The 16,202-nt window shown below is 60.9% G+C and carries 13 protein-coding genes and 1 pseudogene; 12 read left to right on the top strand and 2 right to left on the bottom strand.

Going from position 1 to position 16,202, the window contains the following annotated elements:
* Window positions 1-2 precede the first annotated feature (2 nt).
* Window positions 3-143, top strand: a pseudogene (locus PverR02_RS24405) (zinc-binding dehydrogenase); the annotation flags it as partial.
* Between the two features lie 186 nt (window positions 144-329).
* Here PverR02_RS24405 and PverR02_RS24400 read toward each other — a convergent pair.
* Together PverR02_RS24400 and PverR02_RS24395 are read right to left on the bottom strand one after the other, a co-directional pair.
* Window positions 330-1,580, bottom strand: coding sequence for a ribonucleotide-diphosphate reductase subunit beta (locus PverR02_RS24400; RefSeq protein WP_079444551.1), 1,251 nt, complete (start codon window positions 1,578-1,580; stop codon window positions 330-332).
* A gap of 509 nt (window positions 1,581-2,089) precedes the next feature.
* Complete coding sequence (locus PverR02_RS24395) at window positions 2,090-2,359, bottom strand: DUF2790 domain-containing protein (RefSeq protein WP_017849219.1); 270 nt, start codon at window positions 2,357-2,359, stop codon at window positions 2,090-2,092.
* Between the two features lie 395 nt (window positions 2,360-2,754).
* On the opposite strand from PverR02_RS24395, the gene acs reads away from it, so the two are divergent.
* The 11 genes from acs to astD all read left to right on the top strand — a co-directional run bounded on the left by acs (window position 2,755) and on the right by astD (window position 16,127).
* Window positions 2,755-4,710 (top strand): acetate--CoA ligase, encoded by a 1,956-nt coding sequence (gene acs, locus PverR02_RS24390; protein WP_017849218.1) that lies wholly within the window; start codon window positions 2,755-2,757, stop codon window positions 4,708-4,710.
* An 804-nt stretch (window positions 4,711-5,514) separates the two neighbouring features.
* Window positions 5,515-6,300 carry an ABC transporter substrate-binding protein gene (locus tag PverR02_RS24385; RefSeq protein ID WP_079444550.1) on the top strand — a complete coding sequence of 262 codons (786 nt, stop codon included), beginning with the start codon at window positions 5,515-5,517 and terminating at the stop codon, window positions 6,298-6,300.
* Between the two features lie 91 nt (window positions 6,301-6,391).
* Window positions 6,392-7,081, top strand: a complete 690-nt coding sequence (locus PverR02_RS24380; protein WP_010566615.1) for an ABC transporter permease — start codon at window positions 6,392-6,394, stop codon at window positions 7,079-7,081.
* Window positions 7,078-7,776, top strand: a complete 699-nt coding sequence (locus tag PverR02_RS24375) for an ABC transporter permease (protein WP_017849216.1) — start codon at window positions 7,078-7,080, stop codon at window positions 7,774-7,776. Before PverR02_RS24380 ends, PverR02_RS24375 begins: the two co-directional genes overlap by 4 nt.
* Before the next feature lies 1 nt (window position 7,777).
* Window positions 7,778-8,890 (top strand): succinylglutamate desuccinylase/aspartoacylase family protein, encoded by a 1,113-nt coding sequence (locus PverR02_RS24370; RefSeq protein ID WP_046487296.1) that lies wholly within the window; start codon window positions 7,778-7,780, stop codon window positions 8,888-8,890.
* Between the two features lie 27 nt (window positions 8,891-8,917).
* Window positions 8,918-9,682 carry an ABC transporter ATP-binding protein gene (locus PverR02_RS24365; protein WP_046382323.1) on the top strand — a complete coding sequence of 255 codons (765 nt, stop codon included), beginning with the start codon at window positions 8,918-8,920 and terminating at the stop codon, window positions 9,680-9,682.
* Between the two features lie 210 nt (window positions 9,683-9,892).
* A complete protein-coding gene (locus PverR02_RS24360) occupies window positions 9,893-10,873 on the top strand; it encodes a GlxA family transcriptional regulator (RefSeq protein WP_017849213.1) in 981 nt (326 codons plus the stop codon).
* Window positions 10,874-11,140: 267 nt separating this feature from the next.
* A complete protein-coding gene (locus PverR02_RS24355; RefSeq protein WP_046382325.1) occupies window positions 11,141-12,361 on the top strand; it encodes an aspartate aminotransferase family protein in 1,221 nt (406 codons plus the stop codon).
* A gap of 204 nt (window positions 12,362-12,565) precedes the next feature.
* Window positions 12,566-13,585 carry an arginine/ornithine succinyltransferase subunit alpha gene (gene aruF / locus PverR02_RS24350; RefSeq protein ID WP_017849211.1) on the top strand — a complete coding sequence of 340 codons (1,020 nt, stop codon included), beginning with the start codon at window positions 12,566-12,568 and terminating at the stop codon, window positions 13,583-13,585.
* 50 nt (window positions 13,586-13,635) lie between these two features.
* Window positions 13,636-14,661, top strand: coding sequence for an arginine N-succinyltransferase (gene astA / locus PverR02_RS24345; protein ID WP_017849210.1), 1,026 nt, complete (start codon window positions 13,636-13,638; stop codon window positions 14,659-14,661).
* Window positions 14,658-16,127 carry a succinylglutamate-semialdehyde dehydrogenase gene (astD, locus tag PverR02_RS24340; protein WP_165933344.1) on the top strand — a complete coding sequence of 490 codons (1,470 nt, stop codon included), beginning with the start codon at window positions 14,658-14,660 and terminating at the stop codon, window positions 16,125-16,127. Before astA ends, astD begins: the two co-directional genes overlap by 4 nt.
* Window positions 16,128-16,202 lie beyond the last annotated feature (75 nt).

Genomic DNA, 16,202 nt, shown 5'->3' with positions numbered 1-16,202 from the left:
GCTTCGATGGCGCTGGAAGTTTGGAGCCGGTCGTCGACAGTACTTTCCCGCTGTCACGCGCGGCCGATGCCCATCGCCGAATGGAGTCGTCTGAAAACGTTGGAAAAATCATCCTGACGATGCAGCCTGCGGACTTGGTTTAAGTGCGAGGGCCAAAGAGGGTGGCATAGAGGCTTCGTTGGCACAAATACGCGGGCACCGTCACCCTTGATGCTGGCGTTTTGAAGGGGATTTGGCCGGATTACAGGTAATCCATCTGCTGTTCCAAATCACTGAGTTTTTTACAAAAAAAAGAGCTGCCAATGGGCAGCTCCTTTGTACCGTTAAAATCAATCCCAGCTCAACGCACCGCCAGTCTGGTACTCGATCACACGGGTCTCAAAGAAATTCTTCTCTTTCTTCAAGTCCATGATCTCGCTCATCCATGGGAACGGATTCGTTGTCCCTGGATACTCTTCCTTCAAACCGATCTGCGACAGACGACGGTTAGCGATGAACTTGAGGTAGTCCTCCATCATCGCCGCGTTCATGCCAAGTACACCGCGTGGCATGGTGTCGCGCGCGTATTCGATCTCCAGCTGGGTCCCTTGCAGGATCATCTGGGTCGCTTCTTCCTTCATCTCGGCGTCCCACAGGTGTGGGTTTTCGATTTTGATCTGGTTGATCACGTCGATGCCGAAGTTCAGGTGCATCGACTCGTCGCGCAGGATGTACTGGAACTGCTCGGCCACGCCGGTCATTTTGTTGCGGCGGCCCATGGAGAGGATCTGGGTGAAGCCGCAATAGAAGAAGATGCCTTCCAATACGCAGTAGTAGGCCACCAGGTTGCGCAGCAGTTCTTTGTCGGTGTCGACGGTGCCGGTTTCGAATTTCGGGTCGGAGATGGAGCGCGTGTATTTCAGGCCCCAGGCGGCTTTTTTCGCGACCGATGGGATCTCGTGGTACATGTTGAAGATCTCGCCTTCATCCATGGCCAGCGATTCGATGCAGTACTGGTAGGCGTGGGTGTGGATCGCTTCTTCGAAGGCCTGGCGCAGGATGTACTGGCGGCACTCCGGGTTGGTGATCAGGCGGTACACGGCCAGGACCAGGTTGTTGGCGACCAGCGAGTCGGCGGTGGAGAAGAAGCCGAGGTTGCGCATGACGATGCGACGCTCGTCGTCGGTCAGGCCTTCGGGGTTTTTCCACAGCGCGATGTCGGCGGTCATGTTGACCTCTTGCGGCATCCAGTGGTTGGCGCAGCCGTCGAGGTATTTCTGCCAGGCCCAGTCGTACTTGAAGGGCACGAGCTGGTTGAGGTCGGCGCGGCAGTTGATCATGCGCTTTTCGTCGACAGCGACGCGGGCGGAGGCGCCTTCGAGCTCGGCGAGGCCTTCGGCGATGTCGAGTTTGTCGAGGGCAGCCTTGGCGCGGATGATCGCGGCGGAGTCGTTGGCGGTGACGGCGCGGGCTTCGATGGCGGCAGCGGCGCCGGCACCGTCGAGGCGGTCCATGTTGGCTTCGGTGGCGTGGCCGGCGTTGGCGCCTTTGACGGCGACTTCGCCGTCTTCTTCTTTGTCGAATTCGTCCCAGCTCAGCATGACGTGTCGTCTCCTGCGTGAGGGCTCGAAGGTGCCCGTGTGAAACCGGATGGTTGGGGGTTCACACGGCCCTCGGGCCGCGGTGGATCTTAAGGAATCGTTTGTTGCAACAGCTAGCGCAGGCATTAAACGCAATGGGGTGAACGGGTGCTCTGCGTGAGGCTTGAGGGGCGGAGCGATAGATGCATGCTCCTGCGGAGGCCTCAGGTCGGCTCTTCATCCCAGTGTAAAGGGATATTGCAGGCCCGATTTACCCGCGCATTATAGGGAAAAAAACGGCTTTGTGTTGTGGCAGATGCGCTCGGATTGCTGACAAAACGCCTGGTATTCGAGCCAGAGCGAGGGTTTACAGGGGGTTGGTGCAGGAGGATTTTTTTGACGGACGGTGGGCTATTTATTGCGGGGGCTGGCGAGGTTTTTTGAGCGGGGGAGCGGGAGGCGGGTTTTTGGCCGCAAGAACAATTTCTTGCGGCGAATAAGATCACGGTCAATGTGAACTAACGAAGTTGTTATCCGTTAGAGCAACCGTTACCCATCACATGGTAGTTAAGAATGTGGCGCTGACCTTTGGAGTCTTCATATTCCATTTTTACCGGTACGACTTCGCATACATCTGGAATGGTGCTCATGGAGACTACTTTGGCGACGTCCAGGTGAGTGCTGTAGGTGTAGTCTTCAACAATCGGAGCGTTCTGGCCGGCTACGTCAGTCGGGGCTTCCTCGGCCAGGGCGGCGGTGGCGCACAAGCTGCTGAGGGCCATAACTAATAAAGCTTTCATTTCTCTTTTTACCTTCTTCAGTGCGAAAGGGGTCACGGGGCCCTTTGGAGGCCTCGTGTGTAACTTAGGGGTGTTTACTTCGGATTAACGTGCCTTCGTGGGGGCTGTTACGTTGTTAATCTGGTTGCCTTGTTGGCGGAGTCGATTTTAGGCCTGCGGGTTATATTCATATACCCGTGCTTTTGATAAACACTATTGGTGGTTTTTGTAATAATCCCCCCTCGCAGGTTTTTTTACGTGTCCGCCAAGCGCCGCAGGCTACGGGCCAGAGGGGGGAAGGAGATAACAGGGCAATTTGTAGGGTCTTGTTACTACCATCGTCGAATGGTTCTATAGGCTGACCCCGGCTACAACTGGGGTCATACAAAAACAACTATTTCACCGAGGTAAGAAAGATGAGTGCGGCTTCCCTGTACCCCGTTCGCCCCGAAACAGTAGCCAACACGCTGACTGACGAGGCGACCTACAAGGCCATGTACCAGCAGTCGGTGGTCAACCCCGATGGTTTCTGGCGTGAGCAAGCCAAGCGTCTTGACTGGATCAAGCCTTTCACCACGGTGAAGCAGACCTCATTCGACGATCACCATGTCGACATCAAGTGGTTTGCCGATGGCACCTTGAACGTTTCCTACAACTGCCTGGACCGTCACCTCGCCGAGCGCGGCGACCAGGCGGCGATCATCTGGGAGGGCGATGACCCTGCCGACAGCCGCACCATCACCTACCGCGAGTTGCACGAACAAGTCTGCAAGTTCGCCAACGCCCTGCGTGGCCAGGACATACACCGCGGCGACGTGGTGACTATTTATATGCCGATGATCCCCGAAGCTGCGGTCGCCATGCTGGCCTGTGCCCGCATCGGTGCGATCCACTCGGTGGTGTTTGGCGGTTTCTCGCCGGAGGCCTTGGCCGGTCGCATCATCGACTGTAAGTCGAAAGTGGTGATCACCGCCGACGAAGGTGTGCGCGCCGGTAAGAAGATTCCGTTGAAGGCCAACGTCGACGACGCTCTGACCAACCCGGAAACCAACAGCGTCCAGAAAGTCATCGTTTGCAAGCGCACCAGTGGCAGCATCAAGTGGAACCAGCATCGCGACATCTGGTACGAAGACCTGATGAAAGTGGCGGGCACCGTGTGCGCGCCGAAAGAGATGGGCGCCGAAGAAGCGCTGTTCATCCTTTATACCTCCGGCTCCACCGGCAAGCCTAAAGGCGTGCAGCACACCACTGGCGGCTACTTGTTGTATGCGGCCCTGACCCATGAGCGCGTGTTCGACTACCGCCCGGGCGAAATCTTCTGGTGTACCGCCGACGTCGGCTGGATCACCGGCCACACCTATATCGTCTACGGGCCACTGGCCAATGGCGCGACCACGCTGATGTTCGAAGGCGTGCCTAACTACCCGGACATCACTCGGGTGGGCAAGATCGTCGACAAGCACAAGGTCAATGTTCTCTACACCGCGCCGACGGCGATCCGCGCGATGATGGCTTCCGGCACCGCCGCCTGCGAAGGCGTTGATGGCAGCAGCTTGCGCCTACTGGGTTCGGTGGGTGAGCCGATCAACCCGGAAGCGTGGGACTGGTACTACAAGAACGTCGGCCAATCCCGTTGCCCGATCGTCGATACCTGGTGGCAGACCGAGACCGGCGCCACCCTGATGAGCCCGCTACCGGGCGCCCATGCGCTCAAGCCGGGTTCGGCGGCGCGGCCGTTCTTCGGCGTGGTGCCGGCCTTGGTGGATAACCTGGGCAACATCATCGAAGGCCCTGCCGAAGGCAACCTGGTGATCCTCGATTCGTGGCCAGGCCAGGCCCGTACCCTGTACGGCGACCATGACCGTTTCGTCGATACCTACTTCAAGACCTTCCGGGGCATGTACTTCACCGGTGACGGCGCCCGTCGCGATGAAGATGGCTACTGGTGGATCACCGGCCGTGTGGATGACGTGTTGAACGTGTCCGGCCACCGTATGGGGACCGCCGAGATCGAAAGCGCCATGGTCGCCCACCCGAAAGTCGCCGAAGCGGCGGTGGTGGGTGTGCCGCACGACATCAAAGGCCAGGGCATCTATGTGTATGTCACCCTGAAAAATGGTGAAGAACCGACCGAAGCGCTGCGTCTGGAACTGAAGAACTGGGTGCGCAAGGAAATCGGGCCGATCGCTTCGCCGGACGTGATCCAGTGGGCACCGGGCTTGCCGAAGACGCGGTCGGGCAAAATCATGCGACGTATCCTGCGCAAGATTGCCACGGCTGAGTACGATGGCTTGGGCGATATCTCCACCCTGGCCGACCCAAGTGTGGTGGCGCATTTGATTGAGACCCACAAGACCATGAACGTCGCGTAAGACGGGTAGGTGGGACAGAGCCCCATTCGGCGTGAGCCGGGTGGGGCTTTTTTGTGGTCTCTCAAAACCACTGAAGATCCCATGTTTGTGGTCTCTCGAAGCCACTGAAGATCCCATGTTTGTGGTCTCTCAAAACCACTGAAGATCCCATGTTTGTGGTCTCTCGAAGCCACTGAAGATCCCATGTTTGTGGTCTCTCAAAACCACTGAAGATCCCATGTGGGAGGGGGCTTGCCCCCGATGGCGGTGGATCAGTCACTGATCAGTTGGCTGAAGACCGCCATCGGGGGCAAGTCGAATCGTCGCACCGCCCCTCCCACATGGACCTGCATAACCCCAGGCCAATAAATATCGACTTCTTCGTCAGGACGTTTCTGAATGTTACCGAGCGGCGCAAATGTGTAACCCTTCGCCCGAACATGAGGCAAAGTGCTACGGGTTTGCACCGAAAAGCCGCGTTTTAGACAGCTCCCAGTATTAGATTAAACGCCAGACTTGCCGTGCTAGAAGGGTTTGCGAATAATAGGCCCGCTATTTGCAGTATCAACAGGTTTAATATCTTTTGTCTCTGCATAAAAAACAGGGACTGTCAATGTGCTGGAACCGCTTTCTCGGTGCTTCTGTAAATTGTTGTCGCATTGAGGAAATATCGGCTTCCGGCCTGTCGTTAGAATGCCGATCACTCGCTCGTCGTCGCCGCTGTTGAATCGGCGTAGGACGCAGCACCGCTATTCGGTTTCACTCAGTCGCATCGTGGGCCATGGCTCATACTGCTGTTTTGCCCTATACCGATGGAGTCCCAAGATGAAGAAACTCGTGCTGTTGGGCGCCCTGGCGCTGTCCGTGCTGTCCATGCAGGCTTTCGCTGAAGGCAAGCCTCTGAAAATTGGTATCGAAGCGGCATACCCTCCGTTTGCCTCGAAGGCGCCGGATGGCAACATCGTCGGTTTTGACTACGACATCGGCAACGCTCTGTGCGAAGAGATGAAGGTCAAGTGTACTTGGGTCGAGCAAGAGTTCGACGGCCTGATCCCCGCGCTGAAAGTGCGCAAGATCGACGCGATCCTGTCGTCCATGTCCATCACCGACGACCGCAAGAAGTCCGTGGACTTCACCAACCGCTACTACCTGACCCCGGCGCGCCTGGTGTTGAAGGAAGGCACGGCCGTCAGCGACAGCCTGGATGAGTTGAAAGGCAAGAAGATCGGCGTGCAGCGCGGTTCGATCCACGACCGTTTCGCCAAGGAAGTACTGGCGCCTAAAGGTGCCACGGTTGTTCCTTACAGCTCGCAGAACGAAATCTACCTGGACGTGGAAGCCGGTCGCCTCGACGGCACCGTGGCTGACGCCACCCTGTTGCAGGAAGGTTTCCTCGATACGGCTGCGGGTAAAGGCTACGCGTTCACCGGCCCGGCCTTTACCGATAGCAAATACTTCGGCGATGGCATCGGTATCGCGGTACGTAAAGGCGACAAGGAAAACCTGGACCGCATCAACGCTGCGATCACTGCGATTCGTGCCAACGGCAAGTACAAGGCTATCCAGGACAAGTACTTCAACTTCGATATTTACGGCCCAGACGCCAAGTAAATCGTCGCAGCGGTCTGTCCAGAATGGCGCAAGCAACAGAATTCCTGAGGTTTGCGCCATTTTTTCATCCCCCTTTTCGAGGACCTGAATCATGTTGAAAGGCTACGGGGCCGTCATCCTCGATGGCGCATGGTTGACGCTTCAGCTCGCCTTGTCGTCCATGGCCTTGGCCATCGTTCTGGGTCTGATCGGGGTCGCGTTACGCCTGTCGCCGGTGCGCTGGTTGGCCTGGCTGGGTGACTTGTACTCCACGGTGATCCGTGGGATTCCCGACCTGGTGCTGATCCTGCTGATTTTCTACGGCGGTCAGGACCTGCTCAACCGCGTCGCGCCGATGCTCGGCTATGACGACTATATCGACTTGAACCCCTTGGCCGCCGGTATCGGCACCCTGGGTTTCATCTTTGGCGCCTACCTGTCGGAAACCTTCCGCGGCGCCTTCATGGCCATCCCCAAGGGCCAGGCCGAAGCCGGCCTGGCGTATGGCATGAGCCCTTTCCAGGTGTTTTTCCGGGTGATGGTGCCGCAGATGATCCGGCTGGCGATCCCCGGGTTTACCAACAACTGGCTGGTCCTGACCAAGGCCACCGCGCTGATTTCGGTGGTGGGCCTGCAAGACATGATGTTCAAGGCCAAGCAGGCGGCGGATGCCACCCGCGAGCCTTTTACCTTCTTCCTCGCAGTGGCGGCGATGTACCTGGTGATCACCAGCGTATCGTTGCTGGCCTTGCGTCATCTTGAGAAGCGCTACTCGGTAGGCGTAAGGGCGGCTGATCTATGATCTTCGACTACAACGTCATCTGGGACGCCATGCCGCTGTACCTCGGCGGCTTGCTGACCACCCTGAAACTGCTCGCCATCTCGCTGTTCTTCGGCCTGCTCGCCGCCTTGCCCCTGGGCTTGATGCGGGTGTCCAAGCAGCCGATCGTCAACGGCGCGGCCTGGCTCTACACCTATGTGATCCGCGGCACACCGATGCTGGTGCAGCTGTTCTTGATCTACTACGGCCTGGCCCAGTTCCAGGCGGTGCGCGAGAGCTTCCTGTGGCCGCTGTTGTCCAGCGCCACGTTCTGCGCGTGCCTGGCCTTTGCGATCAACACCAGCGCCTACACCGCCGAAATCATCGCCGGGAGCCTCAAGGCCACCCCCAACGGCGAGATCGAAGCGGCCAAGGCCATGGGCATGTCGCGCTACAAGCTGTACCGCCGCATCCTGCTGCCATCGGCCCTGCGCCGGGCGCTGCCGCAGTACAGCAACGAAGTGATCATGATGCTGCAGACCACCAGCCTGGCATCCATCGTCACCCTGATCGACATCACCGGCGCCGCGCGCACGGTGAACGCACAGTTCTACCTGCCGTTCGAAGCGTATATCACCGCCGGCGCGTTCTACCTGTGCCTGACCTTCATCCTGGTGCGCCTGTTCAAGTTGGCCGAGCGCCGCTGGCTGAGCTACCTGGCTCCACGGAAGCACTGATATGGAACGTATCGATCACCTGTTGCCCTGGGGCCACCTGGGTTGCGAGCGCCAACTGAGCGTGTTCCGTTTCGGCAGCGGCGAGCGCAAGGCCTACATCCAGGCCAGCCTGCACGCCGATGAACTGCCGGGGATGCGTGCCGCGTGGGAGCTGAAAAAGCGCCTGACCGAACTGGAACAGCAAGGCGCGCTCAACGGCGTGATCGAGCTGGTGCCGGTGGCCAACCCGATGGGTCTGGGCCAGCTGTTGCAAGGCAGCCATCAAGGGCGTTTCGAGATTGGCAGCGGCAAGAATTTCAACCGCGATTTCGTCGAGTTGAGCGAGCCGCTGATCGCACAACTGCACGGCAAGCTCGGCGATGATCCCCATGCCAACGTGCGCGTGATCCGCCAGGCGATGCGCGATACGCTCGACGCGCTGCCCGCGCCGGCCAGCCAGTTGCAAGGCATGCAGCGGGTGCTGCTGAGCCACGCCTGCAGCGCAGACATCGTCCTCGACCTGCATTGCGACGCCGAAGCCGCGCTGCACATGTACGCGCTGCCCCAGCATTGGCCGCAGTGGCGGTCGCTGTCGGCGCATTTGAACGTGAAAGTCGGGCTGCTGGCGGAAGACTCCGGCGGCAGCTCGTTCGATGAAGCCTGCTCGCTGCCCTGGCTGCGTGTGTCGCGGGCGTTCCCCGAGGCGCAGATTCCGCTGGCGTGCCTGGCGACCACCCTGGAACTGGGCGGCCAGGCCGATACCGGCCGCGACGAAGCGATCTTCCACGCCGAAGGCATCCTCGCGTTCCTCGCCGAGCAGGGCCTGATTAAAGGTGAGTGGCCGGCGCCACGTCACGAACCCTGCGAAGGCGTGCCCTTCGAAGGCACCGAATTGCTGTTTGCACCCCACGCTGGCGTGATCAGTTACCTGCGTAAAGCCGGTGACTGGGTGGACGCCGGCGAGCCGGTTTTTGAAGTGATCGACCCTCTGGAAGACCGCGTGAGCATCATCTGCGCCGGCACTTCGGGGGTGCTGTTTGCCGTTGAACGGCTACGTTATGCCCAAGCGGGTTTCTGGCTGGCCAAGGTGGCGGGGCGCGAAGCGCTGCGTCACGGGCGCTTGCTCAACGACTGACCACCTGTTTTTGTGAGAACCGACCGCATGTACAAGCTTGAAGTCCAAGACCTGCATAAACGCTATGGCAGTCATGAAGTGCTCAAAGGCGTGTCCCTGGCCGCCGCGGCGGGTGATGTGATCAGCATCATCGGCTCCAGCGGTTCGGGCAAAAGCACCTTTTTGCGCTGCGTCAACCTGCTGGAGCAGCCCCACGCCGGCAAGATCCTGCTCAATAACGAAGAGCTGAAACTGGTGGCCGGCAAAGACGGCGCCCTGCGGGCCGCCGACCCGAAACAGCTGCAACGCATGCGTTCGCGGCTGTCCATGGTGTTCCAGCATTTCAACCTGTGGTCGCACATGACCGCGCTGGAAAACGTGATGGAAGCCCCGGTGCATGTGCTGGGCATGTCGAAAAAGGACGCGCGGGAAAAGGCCGAGCACTACCTGGCCAAAGTCGGCGTGGGCCATCGTAAGGATGCGTTCCCCGGCCATATGTCCGGTGGCGAGCAACAGCGCGTGGCGATTGCCCGTGCGCTGGCGATGGAGCCGGAGGTGATGCTGTTCGACGAACCCACCTCGGCGCTGGACCCGGAGTTGGTCGGCGAAGTGTTGAAAGTCATGCAGGACCTGGCCCAGGAAGGCCGCACCATGGTGGTGGTGACCCACGAAATGGGCTTTGCCCGTGAAGTGTCCAACCAGTTGGTATTCCTGCACAAAGGCATCGTCGAAGAACGCGGCAACCCGCGCGAAGTGCTGGTCAATCCCCAGTCCGAGCGGCTTCAGCAGTTCCTCTCCGGCAGCTTGAAGTAGCCACTCCTTTTATGTGGGAGGGGGGCTTGCCCCCGATAGCAGTCTGTCAGTTGATACATCTGGTGACTGATACACCGCTATCGGGGGCAAGTCGAATCGTCGCACCGCCCCTCCCACATTGGATGTTCATCGTTTTTGAGATTTGTGTTCGTTTACGGGCTAGCATTGGCCCACGGCTTCTTTCACTGTTTTTGCTTCGGATAGCCCTCCATGACTGCCCATCGAATTGGTTTCCTGATTTGGCCCAGCACAAAAGCACTGACGCTTGCGCTGGCTGAGGAGGCCTTGCGCGTTGCTCAGCGGGTGCATCCGGAGGTGGTCTACGAGCTGTCGTTTCTGCAGGCCGAACCGCAGACCGATGGCGCCTGGCAACTGCCCGGCGGGCCGTGGGCCGGCAAGCTCGAAGGCTTCCAGAAACTGTTCCTGCTGGCCGACGAACCGCCCACCGCGATCGCTTCGCAGCTCAGCACCGCGCTCAAGCAACTGGTGCGCGCCGGGTGTGTGATCGGCGGCTTGTCGGCCGGTGTCTACCCGCTGGCTCATCTCGGTCTGCTCGACGGCTACCGCGCCGCCGTGCATTGGCGCTGGCAGGACGATTTCGCCGAGCGCTTCCCCAAGGTCATCGCCACCAGCCATCTGTTCGACTGGGACCGCGATCGCCTGACCGCCTGTGGCGGCATGTCGGTACTCGACCTGTTGCTGGCGGTGCTGGCCCGTGATCACGGCGCCGAGCTGGCCGGTGCGGTGTCCGAGGAACTGGTGGTGGAGCGCATCCGCGAAGGCGGCGAGCGCCAGCGCATCCCTCTGCAAAACCGCCTGGGCTCGAGCCATCCGAAGCTGACCCAGGCGGTGCTGTTGATGGAGGCCAACATTGAGGAACCGCTGACCACCGACGAAATCGCCCAGCATGTCTGCGTGTCGCGACGACAACTGGAACGCATCTTCAAGCAATACCTCAATCGCGTCCCCAGCCAGTATTACCTGGAACTGCGCCTGAACAAGGCCCGCCAGATGCTGATGCAAACCAGCAAGTCGATCATCCAGATCGGCCTGTCCTGCGGCTTCTCCTCGGGGCCGCACTTCTCCAGCGCCTACCGCAATTTCTTCGGCGCCACCCCCCGCGAAGACCGCAACCAGCGACGCAGCAGCAGCCCGTTCGAGTTGTCGTCGGTGCCGTCCGAACGCGGTTGATCTCACTCGCGCGATCCCTGCGGTAGATAGATAGCCGGCCGCCGGCCAAGTTACGCCTATCCTGCTCGACCACCTGCCGCTGTGCCCCGGTAGCGTTTAAACTGCGCCATTGCGATGCTATTTGTCGCATTGGCGTAAACCCGCCAAAATCGCGGGTTGGCGCTATAAGAAGTTGTCGCTTGGCGGCAAGGCCGCGCTGAAAACTGTCCTTACAATCCCTGCATCGCCCGCCAGTTCCAGGCAGGCGTTCCTCTTCAGGAGACTCCGATGTCCGTTGAGCAAGCCCCGGTGCAACGTGCCGATTTCGACCAGGTCATGGTGCCCAATTACGCACCTGCCGCATTCATCCCCGTGCGCGGCGCAGGTTCGCGCGTGTGGGACCAGGCGGGTCGCGAGCTGATCGACTTTGCCGGCGGCATCGCGGTCAATGTTTTGGGCCATGCCCACCCGGCGCTGGTCGGTGCGTTGACCGAACAGGCCCACAAGCTGTGGCACGTCTCCAACGTCTTCACCAATGAGCCGGCCCTGCGCCTGGCCCACAAGTTGATCGACGCCACTTTTGCCGAGCGTGTGTTCTTCTGCAACTCCGGCGCCGAAGCCAACGAGGCTGCGTTCAAGCTGGCCCGTCGCGTGGCGTTCGACCGCTTCGGCAGTGAGAAATACGAGATCATCGCCGCCCTTAACAGCTTCCACGGCCGCACCCTGTTCACCGTCAACGTCGGTGGCCAGTCGAAGTACTCCGACGGCTTCGGGCCGAAGATCACCGGCATCACCCATGTGCCGTTCAATGACCTGGCCGCGCTGAAAGCTGCCGTGTCGGACAAGACCTGCGCCGTGGTGCTGGAACCGGTGCAAGGCGAGGGCGGCGTGCTGCCGGCCGAGCTGGCCTACCTGCAAGGCGCCCGCGAACTGTGCGACGCCCACGACGCGCTGCTGGTGTTCGACGAAGTGCAGACCGGCATGGGCCGCAGCGGCCATCTGTTCGCCTACCAGCACTACGGTGTGGTGCCGGACATTCTCACCAGCGCCAAGAGCCTGGGCGGCGGTTTCCCGATTGCCGCGATGCTCACCACGGAAGCCTTGGCCAAGCACTTGGTGGTCGGCACCCACGGCACCACCTACGGCGGCAACCCGCTGGCGTGTGCGGTGGCGGGGGCGGTGATCGATGTGATCAACACGCCTGAAGTGCTGGCCGGCGTCAACGCCAAGCACGACCTGTTCAAGGCCCGCCTGGAACAGATCGGCAAACAATACGGGATCTTCAGCGAAGTGCGCGGCCTCGGCCTGCTGCTCGGTTGCGTGTTGAGCGACGCCTGGAAAGGCAAGGCCAAGGACGTGTTCAACGCGGCCGAGAAAGAAAACCTGATGATCCTGCAAGCCGGCCCCGACGTGGTGCGTTTCGCGCCGAGCCTGGTGGTGGAGGATGCGGACATCAATGAAGGTCTGGATCGCTTCGAACGTGCCGTTAAAACACTGACCCAAGCCTGATACACATTTATCTGTCGGACTGGGTCAAATGTGGGAGGGGGCTTGCCCCCGATAGCAGTCTGTCAGTTGATACATCTGGTGACTGATACACCGCTATCGGGGGCAAGTCGAATCGTCGCACCGCCCCTCCCACATTGGATATGTGTTGTTCCTGACCTGTCCGGTACTTTTTCCTATGAGTTTTTCGAGTTAAGGAGTGACACCATGCTGGTGATGCGCCCCGCGCAAATGGCTGATCTGGGCGAGGTACAGCGTCTGGCTGCGGACAGCCCGATTGGTGTCACCTCCTTGCCGGACGATGTGGAACGCCTGAGCGACAAGATCGCCGCCAGCGAAGCGTCCTTCGCAGCCGAGGTCAGTTTCAACGGTGAAGAAAGCTATTTCTTCGTGCTCGAAGACACCGAGACCGGCAAGCTCGTCGGCTGTTCGGCCATCGTCGCCTCGGCCGGCTACTCGGAACCGTTCTACAGCTTCCGTAACGAGACCTTCGTCCACGCCTCCCGCGAGCTGAAGATCCACAACAAGATCCACGTGCTTTCCCAGTGCCACGACCTCACCGGCAACAGCCTGCTCACCAGCTTCTATGTGGTGCCGGAGCTGGTCGGTTCGCCGTGGTCGGAACTCAATTCCCGCGGCCGCCTGTTGTTCGTCGCCAGCCATCCCGAGCGCTTCGCCGACTCGGTGGTGACCGAGATTGTCGGCTACAGCGACGAGAACGGTGATTCGCCGTTCTGGGACGCCATCGGGCGCAACTTCTTCGACCTCAACTACGCCGCCGCCGAGCGCCTGTGCGGGCTGAAAAGCCGCACGTTCCTCGCCGAGCTGATGCCGCACTACCCGATCTACGTGCCGCTGCTGCCGGACGAAGCCCAGGAAGCCATGGGCCAGGTGCATCCGCGTGCGCAGATCACCTTCGACATCCTCATGCGCGAAGGCTTCGAGACCGATCACTACATCGACATCTTCGACGGCGGCCCGACGCTGCACGCACGGGTCTCGGGCATTCGCTCGATCGCCCAGAGCCGCGTGGTGCCGGTGAAGATCGGCGAGAGGGTCAAGGGTGTCGGCCGCCAGTACCTGGTGAGCAACGCGCAGTTGCAGGATTACCGCGCGGTGCTGCTGGAGCTGGACTACGCGCCCGGCAAACCGGTGACCCTGGACCTGGAAGCAGCCGAAGCCCTGGGCGTCGGCGAAGGCGCCAGCGTGCGTTTGGTTGCGGTTTAACGCAGAGTTTTGCGGGTGGCCTGAGCGGGCGGCCCGCCTGAGGAGATAGCATGATCGTTCGTCCCGTACGCAGCAGCGATTTACCGGCCCTGATTGATCTGGCGCGCAGCACCGGCACCGGCCTGACCACCTTGCCGGCCAACGAAGAGCGCCTGACCCACCGGGTCGGCTGGGCCGAAAAAACCTTCCGCGGCGAAGCCGGGCGCGGGGATGCCGACTACCTGTTCGTGCTGGAAAACGACGAAGGCCGCGTGGTGGGGATTTCCGCCATCGCCGGCGCCGTCGGCCTGCGCGAGCCCTGGTACAACTTCCGGGTCGGCCTGACCGTCAGCGCCTCCCAGGAGCTGAATATCTACCGTGAGATCCCGACGCTGTTCCTGGCCAACGACCTCACCGGCAACTCCGAACTGTGTTCGTTGTTCCTGCACGCCGATTACCGCAACGGCCTCAACGGCCGCATGCTGGCCAAGGCGCGCCTGCTGTTTATCGCGGAGTTCCCGCAGTTGTTCGGCAACAAGATCATCGCCGAGATGCGCGGCGTGTCCAATGAAGCCGGGCGCTCGCCGTTCTGGGAAAGCCTGGGCCGACACTTCTTCAAGATGGAATTCAGCCAGGCCGACTACCTCACCGGCGTGGGCAACAAAGCCTTTATCGCCGAGTTGATGCCGAAATTTCCGCTGTACAGCTGCTTCCTGTCGGAGGATGCGCGCAACGTGATCGGCAAGGTCCACCCGGATACCGAGCCGGCGCTGAGCATGCTCAAGAGCGAAGGGTTCAGCTACCAGGGCTATGTCGACATTTTCGACGCCGGCCCGGCGGTGGAATGTGAGACCAGCAAGATCCGTGCGGTGCGCGACAGCCAGTCGCTGGTGTTGGCCATCGGCACGCCAGGCGACGACGCCACGCCGTTCCTGATCCATAACCGCAAACGCGAAGAGTGCCGCATCACCGCCGCACCGGCCCGCCTGGCGGCAGGCACGCTGGTGGTCGATCCGTTGACCGCCAAGCGCCTGCAGCTGGTGGTGGGCGATCAAGTGCGTGCCGTACCGTTGTCTGCTGCTCGGGAGTCGAAATAATGAATTCGCTGTATATCGCAGGTAGCTGGCTGGCTGGCCAGGGTGAGTTGTTCGAATCGCGCAACCCGGTGACCCAGCACGTGCTGTGGGCCGGCAATGGCGCCAGCGCCGAACAGGTCGAATCCGCCGTGCAGGCGGCGCGCCAGGCGTTTCCGGCGTGGGCCCGGCGCTCGTTGGAAGAGCGCATCGGCGTGCTCGAAGCCTTCGCCAATGCCTTGAAAAGCCGCGCCGATGAAATTGCCCGCTGCATCGGTGAAGAAACCGGCAAGCCCCTGTGGGAATCGGCCACCGAAGTCACCAGCATGGCCAACAAGATCGCAATCTCGGTGCAAAGCTACCGCGAGCGTACCGGCGAGAAGAGCGGCCCGCTGGGCGACGCCACCGCCGTGCTGCGCCACAAGCCTCACGGCGTGGTGGCGGTGTTTGGTCCTTACAACTTCCCCGGCCACCTGCCCAATGGGCATATCGTCCCGGCGTTGCTGGCGGGCAATACCGTGTTGTTCAAACCCAGCGAGTTGACCCCGAAAGTCGCCGAGTTGACCGTGCAATGCTGGATCGAAGCCGGCCTGCCGGCGGGCGTGTTGAACCTGCTGCAAGGTGCGCGGGAAACCGGGATCGCCCTGGCGGCCAACCCGGGTATCGACGGGTTGTTCTTCACCGGCTCCAGCCGCACCGGCAACCACCTGCACCAGCAGTTCTCCGGGCGCCCGGACAAGATCCTGGCCCTGGAAATGGGCGGTAACAACCCGCTGGTGGTGGATCAAGTGGCCGACGTGGATGCGGCGGTCTACACCATCATCCAATCGGCGTTTATCTCGGCCGGCCAGCGTTGCACCTGTGCCCGTCGCTTGCTGGTGCCCGAAGGCGCCTGGGGCGATGCGCTGCTGGCGCGGCTGGTGGCGGTCAGCGCGACGATTACGGTCGGTGCATTCGACCAGCAACCGGCGCCGTTCATGGGCTCGGTGATTTCCCTGGCGGCGGCGAAAGCCTTGATGGACGCCCAGGAACTGCTGTTGGCCAACGGCGCCGTGGCGCTGCTGGAAATGACCCAGCCGCAGGCTCAGGCCGCGTTGTTGACCCCGGGCATCATTGACGTGACCGAAGTGAGCGAGCGCGCCGATGAGGAGCTGTTCGGCCCGCTGTTGCAGGTGATCCGCTACGCTGATTTCGCCGCGGCGATTGCCGAGGCCAACAACACCCAATATGGCCTGGCCGCCGGTTTGTTGTCGGACTCCGAAGCGCGCTACCAGCAATTCTGGCTGGAAAGCCGCGCCGGGATCGTCAACTGGAACAAACAACTGACCGGCGCCGCCAGTACCGCGCCGTTCGGCGGTGTCGGGGCTTCGGGCAACCATCGCGCCAGCGCCTATTACGCAGCGGATTATTGCGCGTACCCGGTGGCGTCCCTGGAAACCCCAAGCCTGGTGCTGCCAGCCACACTCACCCCCGGCATTACACTGATCTAAAGGTGGGAGGGGGCAAGCCCCCTCCCACACTTGACCCGGGGTGTGTTGAAGATTGCCTATAAAAACAGATGTTCG

Source organism: Pseudomonas veronii (assembly GCF_002028325.1).
GTDB classification, from domain to species: domain Bacteria; phylum Pseudomonadota; class Gammaproteobacteria; order Pseudomonadales; family Pseudomonadaceae; genus Aquipseudomonas; species Aquipseudomonas veronii.
The sequence above is the reverse complement of the archived record's forward strand: the minus strand, read 5'-3'. Positions and strand labels throughout refer to the sequence as shown.